The sequence below is a fragment of the Streptomyces sp. HD genome (assembly GCF_028369295.1).
Lineage (GTDB): Bacteria > Actinomycetota > Actinomycetes > Streptomycetales > Streptomycetaceae > Streptomyces.
Map to the genome: position 1 here is coordinate 1 of NZ_JAQMYP010000068.1, position 24,744 is coordinate 24,744.

9 protein-coding genes and 1 pseudogene are annotated in these 24,744 nt (G+C 73.1%); 7 read left to right on the plus strand and 3 right to left on the minus strand.

Translation table 11 applies throughout. The features are described 5' to 3' along the window. Window positions 1-9: 9 nt before the first annotated feature. Window positions 10-1,554, minus strand: coding sequence for an ATP-binding protein (locus POF73_RS40730; protein ID WP_443049730.1), 1,545 nt, complete (start codon window positions 1,552-1,554; stop codon window positions 10-12). Window positions 1,555-2,045: 491 nt separating this feature from the next. On the opposite strand from POF73_RS40730, the gene POF73_RS40735 reads away from it, so the two are divergent. From POF73_RS40735 to POF73_RS40760, 6 genes and pseudogenes are all read left to right on the plus strand, one after another. Continuing rightward, on the plus strand, window positions 2,046-3,806 hold the full coding sequence (locus POF73_RS40735) for a fatty acyl-AMP ligase (protein WP_272124450.1): 1,761 nt from the start codon (window positions 2,046-2,048) through the stop codon (window positions 3,804-3,806). 128 nt (window positions 3,807-3,934) lie between these two features. Further along, window positions 3,935-17,770, plus strand: a complete 13,836-nt coding sequence (locus POF73_RS40740) for a type I polyketide synthase (RefSeq protein ID WP_272124451.1) — start codon at window positions 3,935-3,937, stop codon at window positions 17,768-17,770. Window positions 17,771-17,862: 92 nt separating this feature from the next. Beyond that, a complete protein-coding gene (locus POF73_RS40745) occupies window positions 17,863-20,160 on the plus strand; it encodes a thioester reductase domain-containing protein (protein WP_272124452.1) in 2,298 nt (765 codons plus the stop codon). Continuing rightward, window positions 20,157-21,305, plus strand: coding sequence for an alpha/beta hydrolase (locus POF73_RS40750; protein ID WP_272124453.1), 1,149 nt, complete (start codon window positions 20,157-20,159; stop codon window positions 21,303-21,305). Before POF73_RS40745 ends, POF73_RS40750 begins: the two co-directional genes overlap by 4 nt. A 66-nt stretch (window positions 21,306-21,371) precedes the next feature. After that, window positions 21,372-22,151, plus strand: coding sequence for an alpha/beta fold hydrolase (locus POF73_RS40755; protein WP_272124454.1), 780 nt, complete (start codon window positions 21,372-21,374; stop codon window positions 22,149-22,151). A gap of 32 nt (window positions 22,152-22,183) precedes the next feature. Further along, window positions 22,184-22,454: pseudogene (locus tag POF73_RS40760) on the plus strand (endo-1,4-beta-xylanase); the annotation flags it as partial. Here POF73_RS40760 and POF73_RS40765 read toward each other — a convergent pair. After that, complete coding sequence (locus tag POF73_RS40765) at window positions 22,418-23,134, minus strand: lipoprotein (RefSeq protein WP_272124476.1); 717 nt, start codon at window positions 23,132-23,134, stop codon at window positions 22,418-22,420. The pseudogene POF73_RS40760 and the gene POF73_RS40765 overlap by 37 nt on opposite strands. 100 nt (window positions 23,135-23,234) lie before the next feature. Here POF73_RS40765 and POF73_RS40770 point away from each other — a divergent pair, with 100 nt between their 5' ends. Further along, window positions 23,235-24,026, plus strand: coding sequence for a maleylpyruvate isomerase family mycothiol-dependent enzyme (locus POF73_RS40770; protein ID WP_272124455.1), 792 nt, complete (start codon window positions 23,235-23,237; stop codon window positions 24,024-24,026). Between the two features lie 10 nt (window positions 24,027-24,036). On the opposite strand, the gene POF73_RS40775 is transcribed toward POF73_RS40770, so the two are convergent. Beyond that, on the minus strand, window positions 24,037-24,672 hold the full coding sequence (locus POF73_RS40775) for a M15 family metallopeptidase (RefSeq protein ID WP_272124456.1): 636 nt from the start codon (window positions 24,670-24,672) through the stop codon (window positions 24,037-24,039). Window positions 24,673-24,744 lie beyond the last annotated feature (72 nt).

A 24,744-nucleotide genomic window follows, 5' to 3' on the forward strand; every position in this document is an offset into this window, starting at 1 on the left:
TTAATTTTATTATAAGACGGGCGTCTCGGCCGACGCGGCGGCCACCCGCGAGCGGCGCCGCCGCTGCGGCAGACCACCGGCTTCGCGCGCAGCGTGATGCCCGGACGCAGTGCCTGAGGCGTCGTGATCGTGTTCGGCCCCGTACCCGTGCGAGGTGCCGGACGCCTCGCCCCGGGAGCCGACGGATGACTCACCCCGGCGGCCGACGGCCGCCGTGTCCTGCGGGCCGGCGGCTGTCTCGTCCCCGGCCTGCACGGGCGCCTCGCCCCGGGACCCGACGGGAGCCTCGCCCCTGGCGTCGACGTGTGCCTCGCCCCGGAACTCGACGCGTGTCTCGTCCCTGGCTTCGACGGCTGCCTCGTCCCCGGTCCCGGCGAGTGATTCGCTCCCGGTCCCGGCGGGTGGTGCGTCGTCCCGGGAGGCCCTGCGCGTGGAGCGCGGCGCGCTGGCGGCGGGTGGGCGTTCGGCGGAGTCGATGTGGCTGAGCAGGTGGCTCTCGACCCGCAGGACCGCCCGCACCCCGCCGTACGGCGACGGCGACGACACGTCCACGCTCAGGTCGAACTGCCGGGTCAGCTGCCCGATCGCGGCGAACCCCATGCGCGGCGGATCGCCCAGCTCGGTGAGCAGGATCGGCTCGGAACCCGCCACCAGCCGCTGCGCGCGGGCGCGTTCGTCCTGGGTCATGCCCAGACCGGCGTCGTCGACCGTGACGCAGACGCCGTGATGGACCTGCTCCAGGTTGACCACGACGTCGGTGTCCGGCGCGGAGTGCCGAAGGGCGTTGTCGAGGAGCTCGGCGACGATGATCGCGACCGGCTCGACGGCATGCGACACCAGCCCGGTGCCCGCCGCGAGATGGTTGTGCACCCGGATCCGGTGATAGCCCGCGAGCCGAGCCTGGCCGCCGGTCACCGCGTCCACCAGATGCGACTCCTCGCGGGCCAGCCCGACCCACGCCCCGCACACCACGGCGGCGACCTGGGCACGCCGCAGCGACTGCTCGTTCTCGTGGTCGAGCCGGAACAGGGTCTGTGCCAACTCGGGGTCGTCGTACTTCTGTTGAAGTCCGCGCAAAGCGTCCTGCAGCCGGTACAGGGCCGCCTGGATCTCGCGTGTCACCCCGCGCATGCCGGCCTGTGCGGCCGCGTCGATCCGCGTGCGCTGGGTGGCCAGCTCGGTGCGCAGCCCGACCAGGACATGCTCCAGTGCCACGGCCGACGGTGACCCCGCGGTCCGCGGGTCCAGCGGACCGGGCACGGTGACATGCGGGTGCGCCAATTGCCGGGCCGCGGCCGGGACACGCCGTGCCGCCAGATGCTCCACCTCGGCCGTGAACGCCTTGACCGCGCCGTCGAGTTGGTGGCGCAACGCGGCGATCTCGGCGCGCTGCCGCGCTTGTTGCCGCTGAGCGCGCAGCAGCCCGCCGCCCAGGGCGAGCGCGGACAGCATGCCGACGGCGAGCCCGCCGGTCGCCAGGTCCGGTAGTTCGATCATCGAGTCGGTTTCCCAGGTCGGTTCGGGGGCGTTCGGGCAGGGCTGTGCCAGAGCCATGGGACGAGGCGCTCGGAGCACAGTACACACCGTCATCGATCGATCTCGCACGGTCGGCGGACACTTCGATTCGAAACTGCCGGACTCTGCTCGCTTCTGCGTCAACTGTCGGAAATGGCGTACAGCAAGCGGGAGTTGGGGTGATTGCGTGACTCCGGGAACGCGTGGCCCGGTATCGGGAGTTATGGCGTCCCGGTGTACGGCACTTGCTTCGTCAACCACCTTTTGGACACGTAGGGTTTACTTTTGTTCGGCCCGTCGGACCGTACGGAGTTGCTATGGTGTTACTCGCCGGTAGCAAACTGGACGAGGGCGCGGAGTGTCGGCCGACCAGCGCCACGACTCGACCGGTGCCGCAACTTCTCGGCGGGTCGTCGAGAGGGCAGGTCCGGCAAGGGGGCCGGATCGACCGAGGCGTCCGCGCGTCCGCCTGACGCGCCCCTCGAACTCCACTTCCTCGCCCACCGATCCAGACAGGTGAGACTCGCAACATGGTTCGTTCCCTGGTCGATCTGCTGACCGAGCACGCCTCGCACCACCCCGACCGAACCGCCTACCGCTACCTCGTCTCCGGCGACACCGACGGTGAGATCCAGGAAATCTCGTACGGCCGTCTCGCCGACCGCGCCCGGGCCATCGCGGCCTGGCTGCAGGAACGCGGCCTGGCCGGTGCCCGCGCCGTGCTGCTCTACCCGCCCGGCCCCGAGTTCATCAGCGGCTACCTGGGCTGCCTGGCGGCCGGTGTGGTCGCCGTACCGGGCGTCCCTCCGCAGGGCCGCGCGCAGAACCACCGTGCCCTGATACGGATGAAGCGCCTCGTCGCCGACGCCGAGGCCAAGGTGATCCTGGGCGGCCGCGAGGTGATCACGGCCCTGTCCGGCATGGCCGAGCACCTGCCCGAGCTCGCCGACATCACCCGCGTCGCCACCGAGGACATCCCCGACGAGGCCGCCGCCTCCTGGCGAGAGCCCGACCTCACCGCCGACTCGGTCGCCTTCCTCCAGTACACCTCCGGCTCCACCTCCGCCCCGCGCGGCGTGATGGTCACCCACGGAAACCTGCTGGACAACGAACGGGTCATCACCGAGCGCATGGGCCACACGCCGGACGCCATCGCGGAGCACGGCCACGAGATGTTCGTCAGCTGGCTGCCCGTCTACCACGACATGGGCCTCATAGGTCCCGTTCTCAACACCGTCTACCTCGGCGTGACCGCCACCCTCTTCTCCCCCCTGCACTTCCTGCAGCAACCCCAGCGCTGGCTGACCGCGATCAGCCGCTACCGCCCGCACACCAGCGGCGGCCCCAACTTCGCCTACGAACTCTGCCTCAAGCACGCCGGGCCCCGGCTGCTCGACGAACTCGACCTCTCCAGCTGGAAGGTCGCCTTCAACGGCGCCGAACCGGTACGCGCCGCCACCCTGCGACGCTTCGCCGACACCTTCGCCCCGGCCGGCTTCCGCCACCAGGCCCTCTACCCCTGCTACGGCCTGGCCGAGGCCACCCTCATGGTCACCGGCAGCACCGTCCACACCCCGCCGACCCTGCTCCAGGCCGCCGAAACCGGCCCGCACGCCGGCCAGTCCGACGCCGCCGCCGTCAGCTCCGGCCGCCCGGGCCCCGATGTCACCGTCGCCATCGCCGACCCGGAGCGGTGCGAGGAACTCCCCGAGGGCGAGACCGGCGAGATCTGGGTGCGCGGCGCGAGCGTCGCCAAGGGCTACTGGCGCAACGCCCTCGCCACCCGCGACACCTTCCGCGCCACCCTGACCGGCCACGACGGCCGCTTCCTGCGCACCGGTGACCTCGGATTCCTGCGCGACGGCGAGCTGTTCGTCACCGGTCGCCTCAAGGACCTCATCGTCATCGACGGACGCAACCACTACCCACAGGACCTGGAGCTGACCGCCGAGATGGCCCACCCGGCCCTGCGCCCCGGCTGCACCGCCGCGTTCTCCGTGGACGGCGAGGCGACGGACGACGGGGAGCCCAGGGGTGACGGGGCGGCCGACGGTGAACAGGCCGTCGTCGTCGCCGAGATCGCCATGGACGCGGTGTCCGAGGCGGAGAAGATCATCGATGTCATCCGCAGCGGGACCGGCGAGGCCCACGGCCTGTCGCTGCGCGACGTGGTCCTGGTCCGGCCCGGCACCATCCCCAAGACGTCCAGCGGCAAGATCCAGCGCCACGCCACGCGGGCGGCCTACCTGAACGGCACCCTCGACGTCGTCGACGCGCCCGCCCCGAGCTGACCCCGCCCGGACCGCTGTCGTACCCGGCGCGCCGGCGCCGCGGCGGCCGCAGCAGCCGTACCGACACCCGCGCCCCGCGGGCCGTACGGCCCCAGCCCATGCCCGAATCCACGAGGACACCTGTCTAGATGCCTGCGCACGAGTCCCCGAAGCAGTCCCTCAACCCGTCTCTGACCACCCCGCAGAGCGTGCGGACCTGGCTGGAGTCGGCCGTCGCCGAGGCGACCGGGCTCGACCGGCCGGCCGTCGAGCCGGACCGGCCACTCGCCGAACTCGGGCTGGGATCAAGGCAGTTGGTGACGCTGGCCGCCGAGCTGTCCGCGCTGACCGGCCGGACCCTGGACCCGTCCCTCGTCTTCAACCACCCCTCCATCGCCGAGCTCGCCGAAGCGGTCTTCGAGGACGGGCCGACGGCGGCGACGCGCAGGGGCACCGGGAGCCCCGCTCCGGCCGTCGACCCCGTTCGGCAGCACGACGACATCGCGATCATCTCCATGGCCTGCCGCTTCCCCGGCGGCGCCGACGACCCCGAGGCGCTGTGGCGGCTGCTGGCCGCGGGCGAGGACGCCATCACCGAGGCGCCGGCGGGCCGTTGGGACACGCGAGGGCTGCACGACCCCGACCCGGAGGCCACCGGCAAGGCGTACTCGCTGCACGGCGGCTACCTCACCGGCATCGACCGCTTCGACGCGGCCTTCTTCGGGATCTCACCGCGTGAGGCCGCGGCCATGGACCCCCAGCAACGGCTGCTCCTGCAGACCGGCTGGGAGGCAGTAGAACGCGCCGGGATCGTCCCGGAGACACTGGGCGGCAGCTCCACGGGCGTCTACATCGGCCTGTACGACAGCGGCTACCTGGCCTCGGCCGCCCTGGACCAGCTCGACGGGCACGTCGGCACCGGCTCGGCGTCCAGCGTGGCGTCCGGCCGCATCGCCTACACGCTCGGCCTCCAGGGGCCGGCGGTCACCGTCGACACCGCCTGCTCGTCCTCCCTGGTCGCGCTGCATCTGGCGGCGCGGGCGCTGGCGGGCGGCGAGTGCGACCTGGCGCTCGCGGGCGGTGCGACGCTGCTGGTGACACCGCGTGGGCACGTCGAGTTCAGCAGGCTGGGCGGGCTGTCGCCGTCCGGGCGGTGCAGCCCGTTCTCGGCCGACGCGGACGGTGTGGTGTGGGCCGAGGGCTGCGGTGTGGTGCTGCTGAAGCGGCTCGCAGACGCACGCCGCGACGGTGACCGGATCCTCGCCGTCGTCAAGGGCTCGGCGATCAACCAGGACGGCCGCAGCCAGGGCCTGAGCGCCCCCAACGGCCCCGCCCAGGAACGCGTCCTGCGCGCCGCCCTCGACGCCGCCGGGCTCCGGCCGCACGACCTGGACCACATCGAGGCGCACGGCACCGGCACCCGGCTGGGCGACCCCATCGAGGGCCGCGCCCTGGCCGCCGTCTTCGGCCCCGACCGCCCCGCCGACCGCCCCCTCGGCGTCGGCTCCCTGAAGTCCAACATCGGCCACACCCAGGCCGCCGCCGGCATCGGCGGCGTCATCAAGACCGTACTGGCCCTTCACCACGAACGCATACCGGCGTCCCTGCACGCCGAGGCCCCGACCGAGCACATCGACTGGGCGCACAGCGGGCTGCGGATCCTCAGCGAGGCCCGAGCCTGGCCACGGGACCCCGAGCGGATACGGCGGGCCGGGGTGAGCGCCTTCGGCATCAGCGGCACCAACGCCCATGTGGTGCTGGAGGAAGCGCCGGAGGAGCAGCCCCAGTCGTCCGGCGACCTCACCGGTACGACCCTCTTCCCGCTGTCCGCCCGCACCCTCCCCGCACTCCGGGGGCAGGCGGACCGCCTCCTCGAAACCCTCGACCGGCAGCCCGAGCCGCCGCTCCCGGCCGTGGCCGCGACGCTCGCCCACCACCGTACGCACTTCGAGCACCGGGCCGTCGTCCGGGCGAGCGACCGGGCCGAACTGCTCACCGCCCTGCGCGCACTCGCCGAGGACCGGACCGACACGGACCTGACCGTCGGCCCCCAACAGGGCCTCCCCGCAGGCAAGTTGGCGTTCGTCTTCCCCGGGCAGGGATCCCAGTGGCCCGGCATGGCACGCGATCTGCTCGACCGCGACCCCGTGTTCGCCGACGAACTCGACCGCTGCGACGCCGCCCTGCGCCCGTTCACCGACTGGTCGGTGACATCCGTGCTGCGCGGCGACGCGGGCGCCCCGGACCTGGACCGCGTCGACGTCGTCCAGCCGGTGCTCTTCGCCGTGATGGTGTCGCTGGCCGCGGTGTGGCGGGCTCGCGGCGTCCGGCCGGACGCGGTCGTCGGACACAGCCAGGGCGAGGTCGCCGCCGCCTGCGTCGCCGGGGCGCTCAGCCTCAACGACGCCGCGGCCGTGGTCGCCCTGCGCAGCCAGGCCCTGACCGAGCTGTCCGGCACCGGCACCATGGCCGTCGTCGCCCTGCCGCACACCGAGGTCGAGGCCCGACTCGCCGACCACGACGGCCGGATCGGTGTCGCCGCCGTCAACAGCGGTCGCTCGACCGTCGTCGCCGGCGCCGTGGACGCCGTGGAAGCCCTGCTCACCGAACTCGACCGGCAGCAGATCTTCGTCCGCCGCCTCGACGTCGACTACGCCTCCCACACCGACCGGGTGGAGCCCCTGCGCACGACGATCCTCGACGAGCTCGACGGAGTCGCCACCTGCCCCACGTCCGTGGCCTGGTACTCCACGGTCACGGGCGAGCCGGTCACCGAGGAACTGGAAGCCGACTACTGGTACACCAACCTGCGCGAACCCGTCCGCTTCGCGCCGACCGTCGAACGCATGGCCGCCGACGGCTACCGCTACTTCGTCGAACTCGCCCCGCACCCCTCCCTGCTCACCGCCCTGCGCACCGTCGACGAGGACCTGGTCGCGGTCGGATCGCTGCGCCGCGACGAGGACGGCCCCGCCTGTCTGGACCGCGCCGCAGCCGAACTCCACGTCCACGGACGGCGGATCGACTGGCGCCGCCTGGTCCCGCACACCACCCCCGCGGACCTGCCGACGTACGCCTGGGACACCCAGCGGCACTGGACCGAGCCCGCCGCCTGCGCCACCGCCCCCTCTCTCTTCGACCGCGCGGCGCACCCGTTGCTGGGCATCCAGCTCCAGTCGGCCGACGAGACCCGCTGGACGTTCCGCAACGAGTGGTCCCCGGCGACCGCCGACTGGCTGCCCGACCACACCGTCTTCGGCCGGACCGTGGTCTCGGGCACCACCCTGCTGGAACTCTGCCGAGCCGCCCTCGACGTGGCCCGCCCGGACGCTCCCGCCGACGTCACCGACCTGCTCCTCCTGGCGCCCCTCGTCCTGCCGGGCACCGGCACGGTCGAGGTGTCCGTCGAGGTGGTGACCTCCGGTCCCGCACCGGAGATCACGGTCCACAGCCGACCACGCGACCCGGAGGCGATGGACTGGACCCTGCACGCCACCGCGTCCGCCGCCGAGCCGACCGCCCCGCCGTCCGACGAGCCACCGGCATGGCCCGAGACGGCCGAACCGGCCTGGTCCGAGGACACCTACGAGCGGCTCACCGCACTCGGCCTCGGCTACGGCCCCGCCTTCCAGGGCGTACGACAGGCAGCCGCGACCGGCGACGGCACCCTCCTGGCCCGCCTCTCACTGCCGCCCGTGGCCCGCGACACGGCCGACCCCTACCCGGTGCACCCGGCCCTCCTGGACGCCGCCCTCCAGGTGACCGCCGCCCTCGACACCGCCGACCAGCAGGTCCTGTTGCCGGTCGCGGTGGGCCGCTGTGTCCTGCCGCCCGGCGGCCCGACCGACCTCACGGCGTCCGTACACCGGACCGGCGGCTCCGGCACGGACCTCACCCTGGACGTGAGTCTGTGGGACGCCGACGGCTTTCCGGCGGGCCGCCTGGAGGGGGTACGTCTGCGTGCCGCGAGCCCGGCCGACCTGAGCAGCGGCTCGGCGAACGGCCGCCATCTGTACGAGGTGGCGTGGACGGCCGTACCGGAGACCCCCGGCGAGGCCGCCGAGAAGGGCGCTGACACCGTCGTACGAGTCTGGCCCGCCCCGACGCCCGGCACCGAACCGGTCGCCGCGGCACACGAGTTCGCGGCCACGGCCCTGGCCGAACTCCGGACGCTGATCGCCCTCCCCTCCGAAGAGGCGCCGACCCGCACCGTCTGGGTGACCCGCGGAGCGATCGCGGCCGCCGACGGGGACCCGGTGCCCCGGCTCGCCCAGTCGGTTCTGTGGGGGCTGGCCCGCGGCTTCCGTGCGGAACACCCCGACCTCGGATTGACCCTGCTCGACCTCGACGATGACGTCGACGTGTCGTCGCGCGCCGACCTGCTCCGCGCGGCCGAGCACGCCGACGAGCCCGAACTCGCCCTGCGTGACGGTGAGCTGCTCGCCCCGCGCCTGGTCCGTGCCCGTCCCGCGCCGTCCGACGGGTCTGCCCGGATCCCCGCCGACGGCACCGTGCTGATCACCGGAGGTCTTGGCGCGGTGGGCCGCCACATCGCCCGCCTGCTCGCCGAGAACGGCGCCCCGAGCCTGCTGCTGACCTCCCGTCAGGGCACCGCCGACCCCCGAGCGGCCGAAGTCACCGCCGAACTGACCGCGCTCGGCGCCGAGGTCGAGGTCGCCGCATGCGATGTCGCCGACGCGGCGGCGGTGGCGGCCCTGCTGGCCGGTATCGGCGACGGGGCGCCCCTGCGCGGTGTCGTCCACTGTGCCGGTGTCCTCGCCGACGGCGTGGTGGCGGAACTGACACCCGAACGGCTCGCACAGGTGCTGCGCCCCAAGGTCGACGGCGCCGCCCACCTGCACCGGCTCACCGCCGGACACCCGCTGGACCTCTTCCTGCTGGTCTCCTCGGCCGCAGGCGTCGTCGGCAACGCCGGCCAGGCCAACTACGCCGCCGCCAACGCCTTCCTCGACCAACTCGCCCACCACCGACGTGCCTCGGGCCTGCCCGCTGTCTCTGTGTCCTTCGGCGCCTGGGCAGGGGAGGGGCTCGCCGCCGAGCACGCCGACCTGGAGCGGATGGCCCGCCTCGGCCACCGTGCCCTCACGCCCGAACAGGGCCGTGAGCTGACCGAGCTGTCCCTGCGCCGCGACGCCGCGCACCTCGTCGCCTGGGCACTGGACCTGCCCCGGCTGCGCACCGCCGCACCGGCCGGAGCACTGTGGCGCTCCCTGCTTCCCGAACTCCGCCCCGACCGCCACGGCGGCACCGGCGTCCACACCCTGGCGGACCGGCTGGCCCGGCTTCCGGAGGCCGAGCGTGCCGCACGCGTCCTCTCCCTGGTCCGCGAGGAGGCCGCGCACGCGCTCGGGCTGCGCTCGGCGGAGTCCGTCCGCCCCGACCAGCCGCTGCGCGACCTCGGCATGGACTCCGTGACGGCGGTCGACCTGCGCAACCGCATCAGCGCGCGCATCGGCACCAAGCTCCCCGCCACCCTCCTCTTCGACCACCCGACGCCCACCCGCCTCGCCGACCACCTGCTGACCGGCGCCCTCGCGACAACCGCCCGTGCCGATCGTGCGGCGGCGCCCGCGCCCAAGGCCTCCCCGGACGAGCCCGTGGCCCTCGTCGCCATGGCCTGCCGGCTGCCCGGCGGCGTCAGCGACCCGGACGGCCTGTGGCGCCTCGTCGCGGAGGGACGTGACGCGGTCGGCCCCTTCCCGGCGGGACGCTGGGACGTCGAGTCGCTCTACGACCCCGACCCGGACGCCCCCGGCAAGTCCTACGCCCGCGAGGGCGGCTTCCTCGACGGCATCGACTCCTTCGACGCGGGGTTCTTCGGCATCACCCCGAAGGAGGCGGCGGCCATGGACCCGCAACAGCGCCTGCTGCTGGAGACGGCCTGGGAGTCGCTGGAGCGCGCCGGAATCGTGCCCGCCGACCTGGCGGGCAGCACCACGGGCGTGTACGTCGGCATGTTCGGCAGCGACTACCTCTCCGGCACCCGGCTCGACCAACTCGACGGCTACGTCGGTACGGGCTCCGCCCTGAGCGTCGCCTCGGGACGGCTCGCGTACACGCTGGGGCTGAACGGCCCCGCCCTCACGGTGGACACCGCGTGCTCGTCCTCGCTGGTGGCCGTGCATCTGGCGGCGCAGGCGCTGCGTGCGGGCGAGTGCGATCTGGCGCTCGCCGGTGGCGTCACCCTGATGGTCACGCCGCAGACCTTCGTCGAGTTCAGCCGGCTGCGCGGCCTGTCGCCGACCGGCCGCTGCCGCTCCTTCTCCGACGGCGCCGACGGTGCCATCTGGGCCGAGGGCGCCGGCATGGTCGTACTGAAACGACTGAGCGACGCCCGGCGCGACGGTGACCATGTCCTCGCCGTGCTGCGCGGCACCGCCGTCAACCAGGACGGCCGCAGCCAGGGCCTGTCCGCACCGAACGGACCGGCCCAGGAGCAGGTGATCCGGCGTGCGCTGGAGCAGTCCGGACTCCGGCCCGCCGACATCGACCACGTCGAGGCCCACGGCACGGGCACGACCCTGGGCGACCCGATCGAGGCGAACGCCCTCGCGGAGGTCTTCGGCGGCACGCGGCCCGAGGGGCGTCCGCTGTACCTGGGGTCGCTGAAGTCCAACGTCGGGCACACACAGGCGGCTTCGGGCGTGGTCGGCCTGATCAAGGTCGTGCAGTCGCTGCACCACGAGACCCTGCCGCCCACGCTGCACGCCGGCACACCCAGCCGCCACGTCGAGTGGGCGGACAGCGGACTGCATCTGCTGCGCGAGGAGGTGGCCTGGCCCGCGTCGGCGGAGCGGGTGCGGCGTGCGGGGGTGAGCGCGTTCGGGATCAGCGGCACCAACGCGCATGTGATCGTGGAGGAGGCTGAGCCCCTCGGGCTCGGGTCCACGGACGCACCTCCCGCGGGCAAGCGCCTGTTCGTCCTGGCCGGCCGCGGCGAGGCGGGTCTGCGCGGCCAGGCCGCCGCTCTGGCGCGTCATCTCGCCGACGACTCCGCCGCGCTGCCGGACGTGGCCCACACCCTGGCCCGCCACCGCAGCCACCTTGAGCAGCGAGCGGCGTTCGTCGCCGAGGACCGGAACGAACTGCGGTCCGCACTCGGCGAGTTGGCCACCGGACGGGTCCCGCTTCCCCCGCCGCGTGAGGAACAGACCGGCAAGGTCGCCTTCGTCTACGCCGGGCACGGTGGCCAGTGGCCCGGCATGGGGCTCGACCTGATGCGGGAGTCGGAGGCGTTCCACGAGGAGCTGACGCGGATCGACGAGGCCGTACAGCGGCACGCCGGCTGGTCCGTGCTCAACGCGCTGCGGGCGCCCGAGGAGTTCTCCCCCCTGGAGCGGACCGAGTATCTGCAGCCCACGCTGTTCGCGGTGAACGCGGCGCTCACGGCCGCCTGGCGCTCGCTCGGCGTCACCCCCGACGCCGTGACCGGCCACAGCCTGGGCGAGATCGCCGCCGCGTACAGCGCGGGCGCCCTCACCCTGGACGACGCCGTCGCCGTGGTGACCGGGCGTGCCGCGGCGGTCGTACCGGCCGCGGGCCAGGGAGGCATGCTCTCCCTGGACGTGCCTCGCCCCCGGGTCGAGGAACTGCTCGCCCCGTACGCAGGCCGGCTGTTCGTCGCCGCCGTCAACAGCCCGCACGCCACGGCCGTCTCCGGCGACGGCGACGCACTGGCCGAGCTGCGCCGGAGCCTGGACGAACAGGGGATCGAGGCCCGGCCGCTGTCGACACCGTTCGCCTCGCACACCCCGCTGATGGCCCCGCTGCGTGACGAACTGCTCGACCGCGTCCGCGGCATCCGGCCCGCCGCGCACCCCGCGACCGCGCTGTACTCGACGGTCCTCGCGGAGCCCGTGCCCGGCGACCGCCTGGACCCGGAGTACTGGTACGCCAACCTCAGCGAGCCGGTCCGCTTCGCGGACACGGTCCGTCGCATGCTGGACGACGGATACCGCTACTTCGTGGAGCTCAGCCCGCACCCCTCGCTCGGCTCGTCCATCGAGGCGGTGGCGGCCGACGCCGGGATCGACGCGGTGAGCGTCGGCTCACTGCGCCGGCAGCGGGGCGGGCGGGACGTACTCCTGGGCAGGCTGGGCGAGTTGTACACGGCCGGTCACACGCCCGACTGGGCGGCGCTGTTCCCGGCGGGCCACCGTGTCGACCTGCCGACCTACGCCTTCGCCCGCGAACGCCACTGGCTCGCACCCGCCCCGGCCGCCGCGACCGGCGCCTCACCGCTGCTCGGCACCCATGTGGAGGCCAGCGACGAAGCCGACCGGCATCTCTTCCAGAGCGAGGTGGACCTGCGGGACAGCCGCTTCGCCTATCTGACCGACCACAAGGTCACCGGCGAGGTGTGGCTGCCCGGCGCCGCCTTCCTCGGCATGGCGCTGGAGGCCGCGGCAGCCGTTCAGGACAGTGCCGAGGTACGGCTCGCCGACGTCAGGTTCGTCAGCCCGCTGCGCCTGGACGAGTCCCGGCCGACCAGGCTGCAACTGATCCTGCGCCCCGCAGCCGACGGCTTCCGGGACTTCACGGTCGCCTCGGCGCCTGCCGGGCCCGGAGGGCGCGCACACTGGGAACGCCATGTGAGCGGCCGCATCGCCGTCACCGAGGCCGAGCCCGACGCCGATGCGGGCGAGTCGCTCACCGCCCTGCGCGCACGGTGCACGGAACAGGTCGACCTCCCCGCCGTCTACGGCGCACTCGCCGCCCTCGGCATCGACTACGGCCCCGCCTTCCGAGGCCTGGAGTCGGGGCACCGCACCCACTCCGCGGGCCTCGCCCGACTGGCCGACCGGCCCGCCGCCGGTCATCTGCTGCACCCGGCCGTCCTGGACGCCGCCTTCCACACGGCCGCACTGCCCGCCGACGCACCCCAGGGCCGGGCGTTCGTGCCGGCCGGCGTCGGCCGGCTCCGCCACACCGGACGGCACACCGCGCCCGTCTGGGTGACCTGTGAACTGCGCTCCACGTCCGGCGACACCGCCACCCTGGACCTTCGGCTCTACGACGAGGACGAGCAACTCGTCCTGGCGGCCGAGGAGTTCGAGCTCGCCGCGCTGTCGCCTCTGGACGGCGCACTGTTCGAGACACGCTGGCAGACTCGTCCGGCCGCCAACGAGCCGCCCACGCCGGGGAGTTGGCTGATCCTGGCCGACGAGTCGGGTGTGGCCGACGAACTCGCCGACCGGCTGGGCGCCTCGGTGCCGTATGTGATCGCCCGCAGGGGCGCGGAGTTCGCCGCCGAGGGTTCCGGCCGCTATGTCCTCGACCCGGCCGACCCGCAGCACCTGGGCCGTCTCCTCGACGAGGCCTTCGCGAACGAACCGCCCGAGCGAGTCGTCCAGCTGTCGGCCCTCGACGCGCCCGCGATCGAGGACGCCGCCACGGCCGAGGAGGCCGCCCGGCTGTGCTGCCTGAGCACCCTGCATCTGGTGCGGACGCTCGCCGGCCGGGCACAGGGCCGGGCACCCCGCCTGTTCGTCGTCGTCCGGGGCAGCCAGGCCGCGGGTGACAGCACGCAGGTGACCCATCCTCAGCAGGCCCTCGCCTGGGGCTTCGGCCTCGCCGTGGCGCAGGAGCACCCGGAACTGCGGGTCACCCTTGTCGACCTCCCGCCGACGGGCGGCGCCGACGCCCTGTGGACCCAGCTGCGGGGCGCCGACGACGAACGGCTCGTCGCGCTGCGCGGGACCGGACGGCTGGTACCCCGCCTGACCCGCACCCGCCCGGACGACGGCGGCCACGGTGCCGTCACCGCCGACGGCGTGTATCTGATCACCGGTGGCCTCGGCGGCCTGGGGCGCGTCGTCGCCGAGCGACTGGTCCGCCGAGGCGCGCGCCGGCTGGCCCTGATGAGCCGCGGCGCACCCAGCGGGGACGCCGTGGACTGGATCCGGGATCTCGAAGGGCGGGGCGTGAGCGTGCACCTGGCCCGCGCGGACGTCGCCGACCGCGAGGGCCTCACCACCGCCCTGGACGCCGTACGGCACGCACTCGGCCCGATCACCGGCGTCGTCCACGCGGCCGGTGTCCTGGACGACGCCACGATCGCCAACCTGACCGACGAGCGCGTCCTGCGCGTCCTCGCCCCCAAGGTCCTCGGCACCGCCCTGCTCACCGAACTCACCCCGCACGCGGCGGACTTCGTGCTCTTCGCGTCGGCGGCGGGCCTGCTCGGCTCGGCCGGACAGAGCCCGTACTCGGCGGCGAACGCCTTCCTCGACGCCTGGGCCCACCACCTCTCCCGCACCGACCGCCGGGCACTGAGCCTGGACTGGGGCGCCTGGTCGGGCGTGGGCATGGTGGCCGGGTCCGGTGCCCGCGAGACCGAGACGGCCCGCTCCGGCCTGGTCGCCTTCTCCGCGCAGGACGGCGGCGAGCTCTTCGAACGCGTCCTGACCACCGCCCGCCGCCAACTCGCCCCCCTGGCCCTGGACTGGGAGCTGCTGGCCCTCGACCCCGACTCGGCCCGCACCCGTCCGATCCTGGCCGACCTGATCACCGTGCCCACGGGCAGCCCCGGCACGGACGACCTCGTCAAGAAGGTGTTCGCGGCGACGACCGAGACCGAACGGGCCGTACGACTGGAGGCATACGTACGCGCCCGGGTCGGTGAGGTCTCCGGCGGCGCGGTCCAGGCCTCCGCGACCACGGCCCTGAAGGAACTGGGCCTCGACTCCCTGATGCTCGTGCGGCTGCGCAACGCCTTCGCCCGTGAACTCGGCGTCGAACTCCCCGCCGCCACGGTCTTCTCGGCCGCCGACATCCGCGGCCTCGCCCAGGCCCTCGGCACGGCCCTCCCCGAACGGGCGACCACCGCGGAGGAACAGCCGCAGCGCACGGCGGACACCCCGGTGACCGAACTGCACCCGGCGACCCGCGATGTCGTACGCCTGCTGCGCAGTGCCGGGCCCGGCATGCCGGACGCCGCTCACGCCGTGGGCCTCGCGGTACGCCTCACCACGCCGACCACCCGCGAGACCCTCACCGGCATCATCGCCCGCCTCACCGCACGCCACGCGGCCCTGCGCACCTCGATCGTCACCGCGGACGGGGGCGGACGGCAGCTGAGCGTGCACCGCGAACTGCCGGAACCACTGCTGCGATGGACGGTCGTTCCACAAGGCAGGGCCCTAGGGCGTGTTGCGAAAGTCCCGCCTGCCGAGCGACGCCCGGCAGGCACTCTCGCCGCACCGGACGAAAGCCCACGTACAACCAGTACGAGGGCTTCCGCCCGGCACGCCGAGAGCACGCACCGGACGCCACTCGGCCCGCCCTGCGGGCGGACGACGGGACTTTCGCAACACGCCCTGGACGCGGCCGACCGGCTGCGCGAGCTCCTGGAGCCGCCGTTCGACCTGACCGCCGCACCCCTGTGGCGTTTCGAGCTGCTGGACGGCGGCGAGCACGGTCAGATCCTGGTCTACGGCGCCCACCACGCCGTCAGCGATCTGCAGTCACTGCTGCTGGTGGCGGGCGAGATCGACGCCGAGCTGTCCGGCGACGCGCTCGGCGACGGCGTCACCAACCGCGACGTCCATCTGCTGATCGAGGCACAGCAGACCGACGAGCAGCCGGGCGGGAGCACCGACGCGAGCGAGTGGCGCGAGGCCTTTCAAGGCAGCGGACGCCTCGACCTGGCCCTCAGCCGACCGCGTCCGCAGACCCGTTCGTACCGGGCCGGCAGTGTCACCGTGCCGATCCCCGACGGGCTCATGGACCGGATCTCGGCCGCCGCGAGCCGTCTCGCCGTGACCCCGGCCGCCTTCTGCCTCGGTGCCGTGACCGTCCTGCTGGCCAGGCGGCGCGAGCGCGAGCGTTTCGTCCTCGCCGTGCCCGTGGACACCCGCATCCACGCCGACGCCTACGACGCGGTGGGCTTCTTCGGCGTGCCGGTGCCCTTCCCCGCCGAGGCGAACGCGGGGGAGCGTGTCGAGGAGGTGCTGCGCCGCACCGACGGGCGTCTGCAGCGGGTGCTGACCAAGGGCGCCATGTTCTCCGACGTGCTGCCGGTGCTGGCCGGACAAGGCCTGTACCGGGCCAACGCGCCGCTGGTGGAGGTGTACTTCAACTACGTGCGCGCCGCGCGTGGGCTGACCGGCCTGGAGGTGCTGCCGGCGGGGACGGGCTACTCCGACCTCGACCTGATGATCACCATGACCCCGGACGCGGGCCGTGTCCGCCTCGACCACAACCTCGACATCCTGGACGCGGCGGCGGCCACCGGGCTGGGGGAGGAGCTGCTGCGTCTGCTCGCGGAGACGGCCGAGGATCCGTCGGGGCCGGTTCGTGCGACGCCGACCGGACGGGGCGCAGAGGTGAGTGCGGGGTCGCCCGCCGAGGAGCCCGAGTCGCGGCAGCCGCGCACCGACACCCTCGCCCTGGCCGCCACTTTCGCCCTCGGCAACCTGCCCCTGATGTGCGAGACGGCGGTCAGCGAGTCGGTACGGGACGGCAGCGTGACGACCGTCGCGGAGGCCCCGTACCACCACGTCCTGGCGAGCCTGCGCGACCCGTCCGGCGTGTTCGCCGACCAGGCCACCACGGCGGGCGTCGTCCTGCTGCGCGCCGCGGACCTGCAACGCTTCGGCCCGGTGGACGACGCGATGCTCGCCGAACTGCGCACCGCCTACCCCGCCGCCCTGCGCGCGGTGGCCGAGCGCACCCGCAAACCGCTGATCGTCGGCTTCCCGCCCACCGCACAGCACGAGGACCGCTTGAGCCGGTGGGAGCAGGAGATCGCCGCCGAGCTGGCCGACGTGCCCGGCATCGCCGTGCTCGGCCCCGACGACTGGACCCGCCACCACCCCGTCGAGCAGCCCTTCGACGAGCGCACCGAACGCCTGGCCCACCTCCCGTTCACCCCGCACTTCCAGGCGGCCGTGGCCCTGCGCCTCGCCGAGGTCGTCCGTGCGGCACGGCGTCCCGCGCCGAAGGTGATCGCGGTCGACGGCGACGAGACCCTGTGGGGCGGCGTGGCCGGGGAGATCGGCCCCGAGGCCGTCGACCTGACCGGCCCACGGGCCCTGCTCGCCCACCGGTTGGTGCGGTGGCGGGCGGCGGGCGCGCTGCTCGTGCTGGTCAGCAACAACGACGAGGACACGGTGCGTGCCGTACTGGACCGCGCGGACAGTCCCCTGGACGCGGAGCACTTCAGCGTGCTGTCGGCGCAATGGGGCCCGAAGCCCACCCGCCTGGCCGAGGCGGCGCGCACGCTCGGCCTCGGTCTGGACAGCTTCCTGTTCCTCGACGACAACCCTGCGGAAATTGCCAAGATGCGGGCCGCGCTGCCGCAGGTGCTGTCGGTGACCTGCCCGCCGGAGGCCGAACTGCCGGAGTTCCTGGACCGGTTGTGGCCGCTTGTTCCGGCGGCCGCGACCGCCGAGGACGCGCTGCGGGCCCGGTTCTACGAGCAGGAGCGGGAGCGGGACGCCGCACGGGAACAGGCCGGGTTCGAGGAGTTCCTGGACCAGCTGGAACTGGAGGTCGACATCCGGGCCCTGTCCGATGCCGATGTGACCCGGGCCGAGCAACTCGTCCGCCGCACCAACCAGTTCACGCTGCGCGCCCGCTCCGCCGACGGCGGCGACGTCGCCCGGTGGCGCGAACGCGGCGAGGTCTGGACGGCGTCCGCCCGGGACCGCTTCGGCGACTACGGCCAGATCGGCCTGCTCGCCGTGCGCCGCGAGGGCGACCGACTCGACGTCCTGGCCTGGCTGATGAGCTGCCGCGCGCTCGGCCGGGGCGTCGAGGAACGCCTGCTGCAATGGCTGGCCGATCGCGCCGAGGAACTGGACTGCGCCAAGGTCCGCCTGACCGCGGAACGCACCCCGCGCAACACCCCGGCCCGCCGTCTGCTGTCGGCACTGGGCGGCGGCGACCGGGACGACGAGCGGCTGGAGACCGTGGTCACGCCGGAGCACCTGAAGACGTTCCGGTCCTGGCGGCGGCCATGACGGCGCCGGGGCGGTGCCGAGCACGTGCGGACAAGCAGCGATGAGCGGACAAGCAGCGACGAAAGGACAGGGCAACACCGTGAAGGGCTCTCATGCGTGACGTGAACGACAACGGGTCGGCAGCCGCCGACCAGCGGGAGACCGCGGAGGCGATCGAGCGCGGCGGCATCGGCCTGACCGTGACCGACCTGCTGGCCAGGGTCACGGGGCCGGCCGAGCCGGCCGAGCGGCCGCGTGACCTCGGCGGACTCGCCGCGGCCATCGCGGCCTTGGCGGGCCGTTACGTCCCCGCGGGACAACTGGCGCCCGACGCCGACTTCTTCGACGCCGGGGGCACCTCCGTGAGCGCCGTGGAACTCGTCTCGGCGCTGGAGCAGGAGCTGGGCATGTCGGTCGACCTGGACGAGGTGTTCGCCGACGCCCGGCCGGTCGCCCTGGCCAGGCGCGGGCTGAACAGCGCGCAAGCCGCGACGGTCGTACCGGAAACGGCTGCTCCTACGGCACTTGAGGCTCCGCCGACGGCCGCCCCGCGCCGCGTCGCCACGCCGCCGGACTCCACGGCCCGCCCCGAGGACCTCACCCAGATCCTCGCCGACCTCGCCCTCGCCGACCGCCTCCCCTTCACCGCCGCGCCCGACCCCCTCCCACCCCGCCGCATCCTGCTGACCGGGGCCACCGGCTTCCTCGGCAGTCACATGCTCCTGGACCTGCTGCGCCACAGCGACGCCCACGTCACCTGCCTGGTCCGGGCCACCGACGAGGAAGCGGCCACCGCCCGGCTCGGCGAGGCACTCAAGGGGTATGCGCTGCCCTGGTCGTCGGAGGTCCGCCGCCGCATCACCGTGCTCCCCGGCGACATCCGCGACCCCCACCTGGGCCTGTCCGACGATCTCTGGAACACCCTCGCCCACGAACTGGACAGCGTCGTCTCGGTCGCGGCCGCCGTGGACTTCCTGCGCGGCTACCAGTCACTGCGCGCCGGCAACGTCCTCGGCGCCCTCACCCTCGCCGAACTCGCCGCGACGGGCCGCCCCAAGCCGCTGCACCACATCTCCTCCATCGCCGTCTTCAACGAGGTCGGCATCCCCTCCATGGGCGAGGACGACCCCCTCGCCCACATCGACCGCCTCGTCGCCGGCTACGACCAGACCAAGTGGGCCGCGGAAGTCGCCCTGCGCCGCGCCCGCGACCACGGACTGGTCGTCACGGCCCTGCGTCCCGGCGGCATCGGCGGCCACACGAAGACCGGCGCCTACAACGCCCAGGACCTCAGCAGCGGCCTCATCTCGGCCTTCGGCCGCTTCCGCACCGTCCCCGCCTTCCGCCATCTCAACGCCGCCCCCGTCGACTGGGTCAGCCGCGTCGCCGTCGCCGCCATCTGCGAACCCGACGCCTGGGGCTTCGACTACAACCTCACCGGGGTGTCCAACACCCTCGACGACGTCGTACGCGACATGGCCCTGGGCGGCATGCACGTCCGCGTCCAGGACTGGGACGAGTGGCGCACCGACGCCCTGGCCCGACTGGAGGCCGACCCGGTCCCCGAACTGGGCTTCCTCACCCGCGTGTTGCAGAGCCCGACGGCCCTGAAGCTGTGCGAGGCCACCCTGAAGGGCCCGGCCGCCACGGCCGACCGCACCACGGCACTCGTAGCGGCCCTCGGTCTCACACCCGCGGCTCGCTATGACGCCCGCGCCCAGCTGAAGACGTTCGAACGCCTCGCGCACGACGGCCTGGCCCGGCTGCCGCACAAGGACGACCAGCCCTACCTGTGGTTCACCGAGACCACCGAAGGCAGCGTCGGCCCCGTCGGAGCCACCCCCGACACCCCGTGCTCCATGTCCCTCACCCTCTCCGTCGCGGGCATGCACCAGCTGGTCACGGACCGCCGCATCGACGTCCGAGGCGAGGTCACCTGCCCGGCCCTGCACCCCGAGCCCCTGACCGTGGAACGCGGCGACATCTGGATCCGCCCCGAGGAAGGCATCCCGCACCGGCACGGCCTGCGTCACCAGCTCCTGCGCTATCGGCTTGAGTTGACCGGCCCCGACGGTGGCCGCTGGTGGCTGGAGGGCCACAAGTACGCCCGCGCCCGCCGCGACCTCTGGCGCCAGACCCGCGCCCTGACCGTGGAACTCGGCCGCGAGGGCGAACCCGCGAGCCTGGCGGGCGAGGTCGTCGTCCCCGCCGACTCCTACGTACGCGACCAGATCGACGGCATCAAGGTCGACCCGCGCCTCACCAGCCAGGAGAAGCGCGCCGCCAAGCTCGCCTGGCTCGCCTGGTTCGGCCTGGAGATGGGCCGCGGCCTGCTCGGCCCCTTCGCCCGGGCCACCGCGGACCTGCTCGACCTGCGCCGCACCCAGACCCCCACGGAGCACCACCGATGATCTTCCGCGCCACGAACCCCAGGACCACCGCCCGGCCCGCCCTGCGCAGGGTCAGGACCACCACCACCCTGCGCCCCCTCCACCACCGCCTCGACCCGGCGAAGGTCGAGGAGATCCCGTTCACGGCCGGTGACGGCGTACGCCTCGGCCTGACCCGCATCGATCCCGGCACCCGCGACCGCGACCGCCCCGCCGTCCTGCTCCTGCACGGACACACCGCGTCCGCCGACATGTTCCTGCTGCCCGAGACCCGCAACCTGGTCGACGTCCTCCTCGACGACGGCTACGAGCCCTGGCTGCTCGACTGGCGGGGCAGCTGCCGACTGCCCTACAACGAGACGGGCCGCCGCTACACCTACGACGACGTCGCCCTGTACGACATCCCCGAGGCCGTCCGCCACATCCGCACCCGCATCGGCGACCGCCCCCTGTTCGTCGTCGCCCACTGCATCGGCTCCCTCACCCTCTCCCTGAGCATGACGGCGGGCCTGGTCCCCGGCCTGGCGGGTGTCGTCTCCCAGGGCGTCTTCCTCACCCCCAAGCTCGCGGGCCGCACCTCGCTGCGCATGACGCTGGCCGGGGAACTCCTCAAGTCCCGTATCGACCACATCCCCGTCGACTTCCGCAAGGTCGGCCTGCGGTCGAAGTACACCCCCCTGTTCGCCCTGGCCTCCCGCAAGGCGCACTGTCCGGACCCCACCTGCCAGATCCTGCACAACTCGGCCTGGGGGACCGGCGCCTCGCTCTTCGTCCACGAGCATCTGACCGACACCACCCACCAGCGCCTCGCCGAACTCCTCGGCCCCGCCCCGCTGTGGATCCTGCCGCACCTGCGCCGCATCGAACTGGCCCGCACCGTGGTCCGCTGGCACGACGGCGACCACCGCTACCGGGCCCTCCCGCAGAACGCCCTCGACGCAGCCGCCGCCATCGACACCCCGGTCCTGCTCCTGTCCGGCAGCGAGAACGGTCTCTGGCTCGACTCCCAGCAGCTGTGCCGCGACGTCCTCGCCCACCGCCAGCCCCAACTGGACGTCAGGTACACCGAGATACCGGGCTACGGCCACCTCGACACGTTCCTCGGCCGGGGCGCCGCCCTCGACGTCTTCGGGCACATCCTCGACTTCCTGGGCGAACGCCGGTGACGGCAGCCGGTGCGGCCGGATACCGTACCGGTCAGTAACCACGGAATGCACTCCAGGAGGCCACCCATGCCGCAGCTCGAAGTCGACGGCGCAGCGCTGACGTACGACGACGCGGGCCCGCGCGACGGCGACGGTGTGCCCCTGGTGTTCGTCCACGGCTGGACGGCCGACCGGCACCGCTGGGACCACCAGATGGCCCACTTCTCCGAGCAGCGGCGGGTCGTCCGGCTCGACCTGCGCGGGCACGGGGAGAGCACCGGGGCGGGAGTACGGACGGTCGACGCCCTGGCGGCGGACGTCCTCGCCCTCCTCGACCACCTCAAGATCGAGCGGTTCGTGATCGTCGGCCACTCCATGGGCGGCATGATCGCCCAGACCATCGCCCTCTCCCACCCGGAGCGGGTCGAGCGCATGGTGCTGGTGAACTCCATCGCCAAGATGGCCTTCAGTCGCGGCCGGGCCCTGCTGATGTCCGCCTCGACCCTCGCACCGTTCAAGCTGTTCGTCGCCGCGAACATCCAGCGCGCCTTCGCCCCCGGACACCCGCGCGAGGAGATCCGCGAGTACATCCGTGCCTCCGCCGACACACCCCGAGACGTCGTCATGACGCTGTACGGCGCCATGCGGGCCTTCGACGTGCTGGACAGGGTCGCCGAGATACGGACGCCGACCCTGATGGTGCACGGCTACCACGACATCCAGCTCCCGGTCTCCCAGATGCTGCGGATGGCCAGGGCCTACCCGGACGCGGTGATCCGCATCGTGGACGCCGGCCATGAGCTGCCGGTGGAGAAGCCCGCCGAACTGACGACGGCGCTCGACCGCTTCCTCACCGACCATGGGTGAGCAGTCGTAGAGCCGGGCGAAACTCTCGAACCACCGACAAGTACTCGTGGCGCCCTGACAGAACGCCCCTGCTGTTCGACGGCAACTACAACAAGAAGCCCGCGTGCAACGCGGTGCCGACCATGCTCGGCGGCTCCTCCGGCGGCGGCACGCCGGGGCCCCGCCTGCACGGCCACCTACAGCAAGGCCGGGGAATGGAGTGACCGCTGCAACGGCAAGGTCACCGTCACCGCGGGAAGTTCGGCCGACCCACCGGCTCCTGCCGCTCAGCCGACCCGCAGGGTCCGCTTGGCGAGTTCGTAGGCCGGCAGCATCTGCCGGTGTTCCTCGGTGTCCATCCCGCCGAGGTGGATGACGACCGGGCCCTTCTTCGTGGTGACGGCCAGGGCGGACTCCTCCTTCGTCTCCTCCAGCAGCTTGCTGGTGAAGAGGTACTTCACCTCGACTCCGGAGAGACCATTCGCCTTGAACGAGCTGTACTTGGCCTTGCTGGTGTTCTTCTCCGCCGTCACGAAGGCCTCCAGCACGGCGCGTGCGTCGTCGTCACCCGGCTTGCCCGTCCAGATGCGGAGGAAGCCGATGTTGCCCGCCGGCTTGGCGTCCACCTCGCAAGCGGCCGTGACCGGGCCCTGGTGCAGCAGTGCGTCGGCGATCTCCTGGGCCAGCTCGGCCTTCTCGGGATCGGCGGAACCGCTGCCGCCGTCGGCCGCCTTCTCCTCGTCCGCCCCGGTTTCGACGGCCTCCGCCTCCCAGTACTGGGCGATGTCGAACGTGACCGGCAGCTCGCAGGCCGACCCGGCGCCGCCGATGGTGCCGCCGCTCTTCACCGCCGTACCGCTGTCACCCGCCGCCTCGGCCGACGCCGAAGCACCGGCCGAGGCCTTCGAGTCGTCCTCCGCCGCGTCCGAACAGCCCGTCAGCACCCCGGCCAGCAAGGCCACCTGGGCCAGCCCGCACCGGACTCGTCTCGCCCCCACCAGCATCGTGATCTCTCCCCACCCCTGATTTCTGATCTTGCTCAGCTGCATACGGTATCCGAGGCCACCGACAAGGCGGTGCTCCGCCCTGCGGCATCATGAGGCGATGACCTCGCTGACCTTCGACCGCCACTGCGAAGAGATCGTCACCCAGACCGAACGGCTCACCGCCCATGTGCGGGGCGCGGACATGACCGCGCCGGTGCGCTCCTGCCCGGGCTGGAACCTCGGCCAACTGCTGCGGCATGTGGGCGGCGACCATCGCTGGGCCGAGGAGATCGTACGGACCCGGGCGACTGCCCCGATCCCGGACGACCAGGTGAACGACCTGTCGGCCTACACCAGTGAGGACGAGTCGTTCCTGATCCCCTGGCTCCTCGAAGGCGCCGAACGCCTCGGCGCCGCCCTCCGCACCGCCGGACCCGATGCCCATGCCTGGAATCCCTCGGAGGACGGGTGCGCGCCGGTGGCGTTCTGGGCCCGGCGCATGACCTACGAGACCGTCGTGCACCGCGCCGACGCGGCACAGGCGGCCGGAGCGGAGTTCGCGCTGGAGAGCGACCTCGCCGTCGAGGCGGTCGAGGAGTGGCTGGAGTACTCGACGTTCCCCGAGGCGTTCGAGCCCCGGCCGGACCTGCCCGACCTGCTGGCCCCCGACCGCACACTCCACTTCGACGCGACCGACGCCGGAGCATGGCTCGTCGACCTCACCGGCGAACGCCCCGCCTGGCGCCGCGGTGCCGACCACGCGACCGCGACGGCCCGCGGGCCTGTCAAGGACCTGCTCCTGTACTTCTACCGGCGCCCCGCACCCACCATCGAGACCCAGGGCGACCCGGCGCTGCTCGACCTCTGGCGCACCCGCGCGGGCTTCTGGCTGGAGGCGCCGGGCGAGTGAACCGGACCGGTCACTGCTGCATCCTCGGGTCCTGGGTGGGGTCGGCATACATACGCGGGCAACCACGAGCGATCGCATCGGTGCGCAGTTCGTAGTGCCAGGGTTCGTTCCGGTAGATCTGGCACAGCCCGTACTCGGCGCCATGTTCGGACAGCCATTCCGTGGCATTGGAGCCCCCGATGTCGATCGCGTCCCCCGACACATGAGGAGACGTGTCCGCGGTGGCCACCCATCGGGCGGCTTCGTCCTCCGAGCCGTACTTCGAGACCGCCTCACGAAGAAGCTGGTTCTGGCGCTCCGGGGAACGCCAGCCGCTGTTGACGTAGAACTTGACGCCGTCCTCGGCGGCATCCGTCGCCGCCGCGCGCAGGGCGCGCAGCAGATCGGGGCGGAGTTTGGCCACGGCGGGATAGCCGTCGTCGAACACCGTCACACCGTCGGGGACGGCACCGCCGGCCTCGCCGAGCGCAAAGGGCTGCTCACTGCGCGGAGGGTTCAAGGAGGGGGCGGCCGAAGAGGATGAGGCATTCTGCGACCGGAAGCCGAGGGCCGCGGCGATCGCCGCTACGACGAATAACAGGCCGACGACATGGAGCCGGCGAATCCGGCGGGGCGTTTTCCGTGCGGATGGTTGGGTTCGAGGCATGCTTCCAGGCAAGGCAGCATGGTGTTGTCAGCACGTATGGGGATTTCGATATGCCGACGATATGCGCCGGCT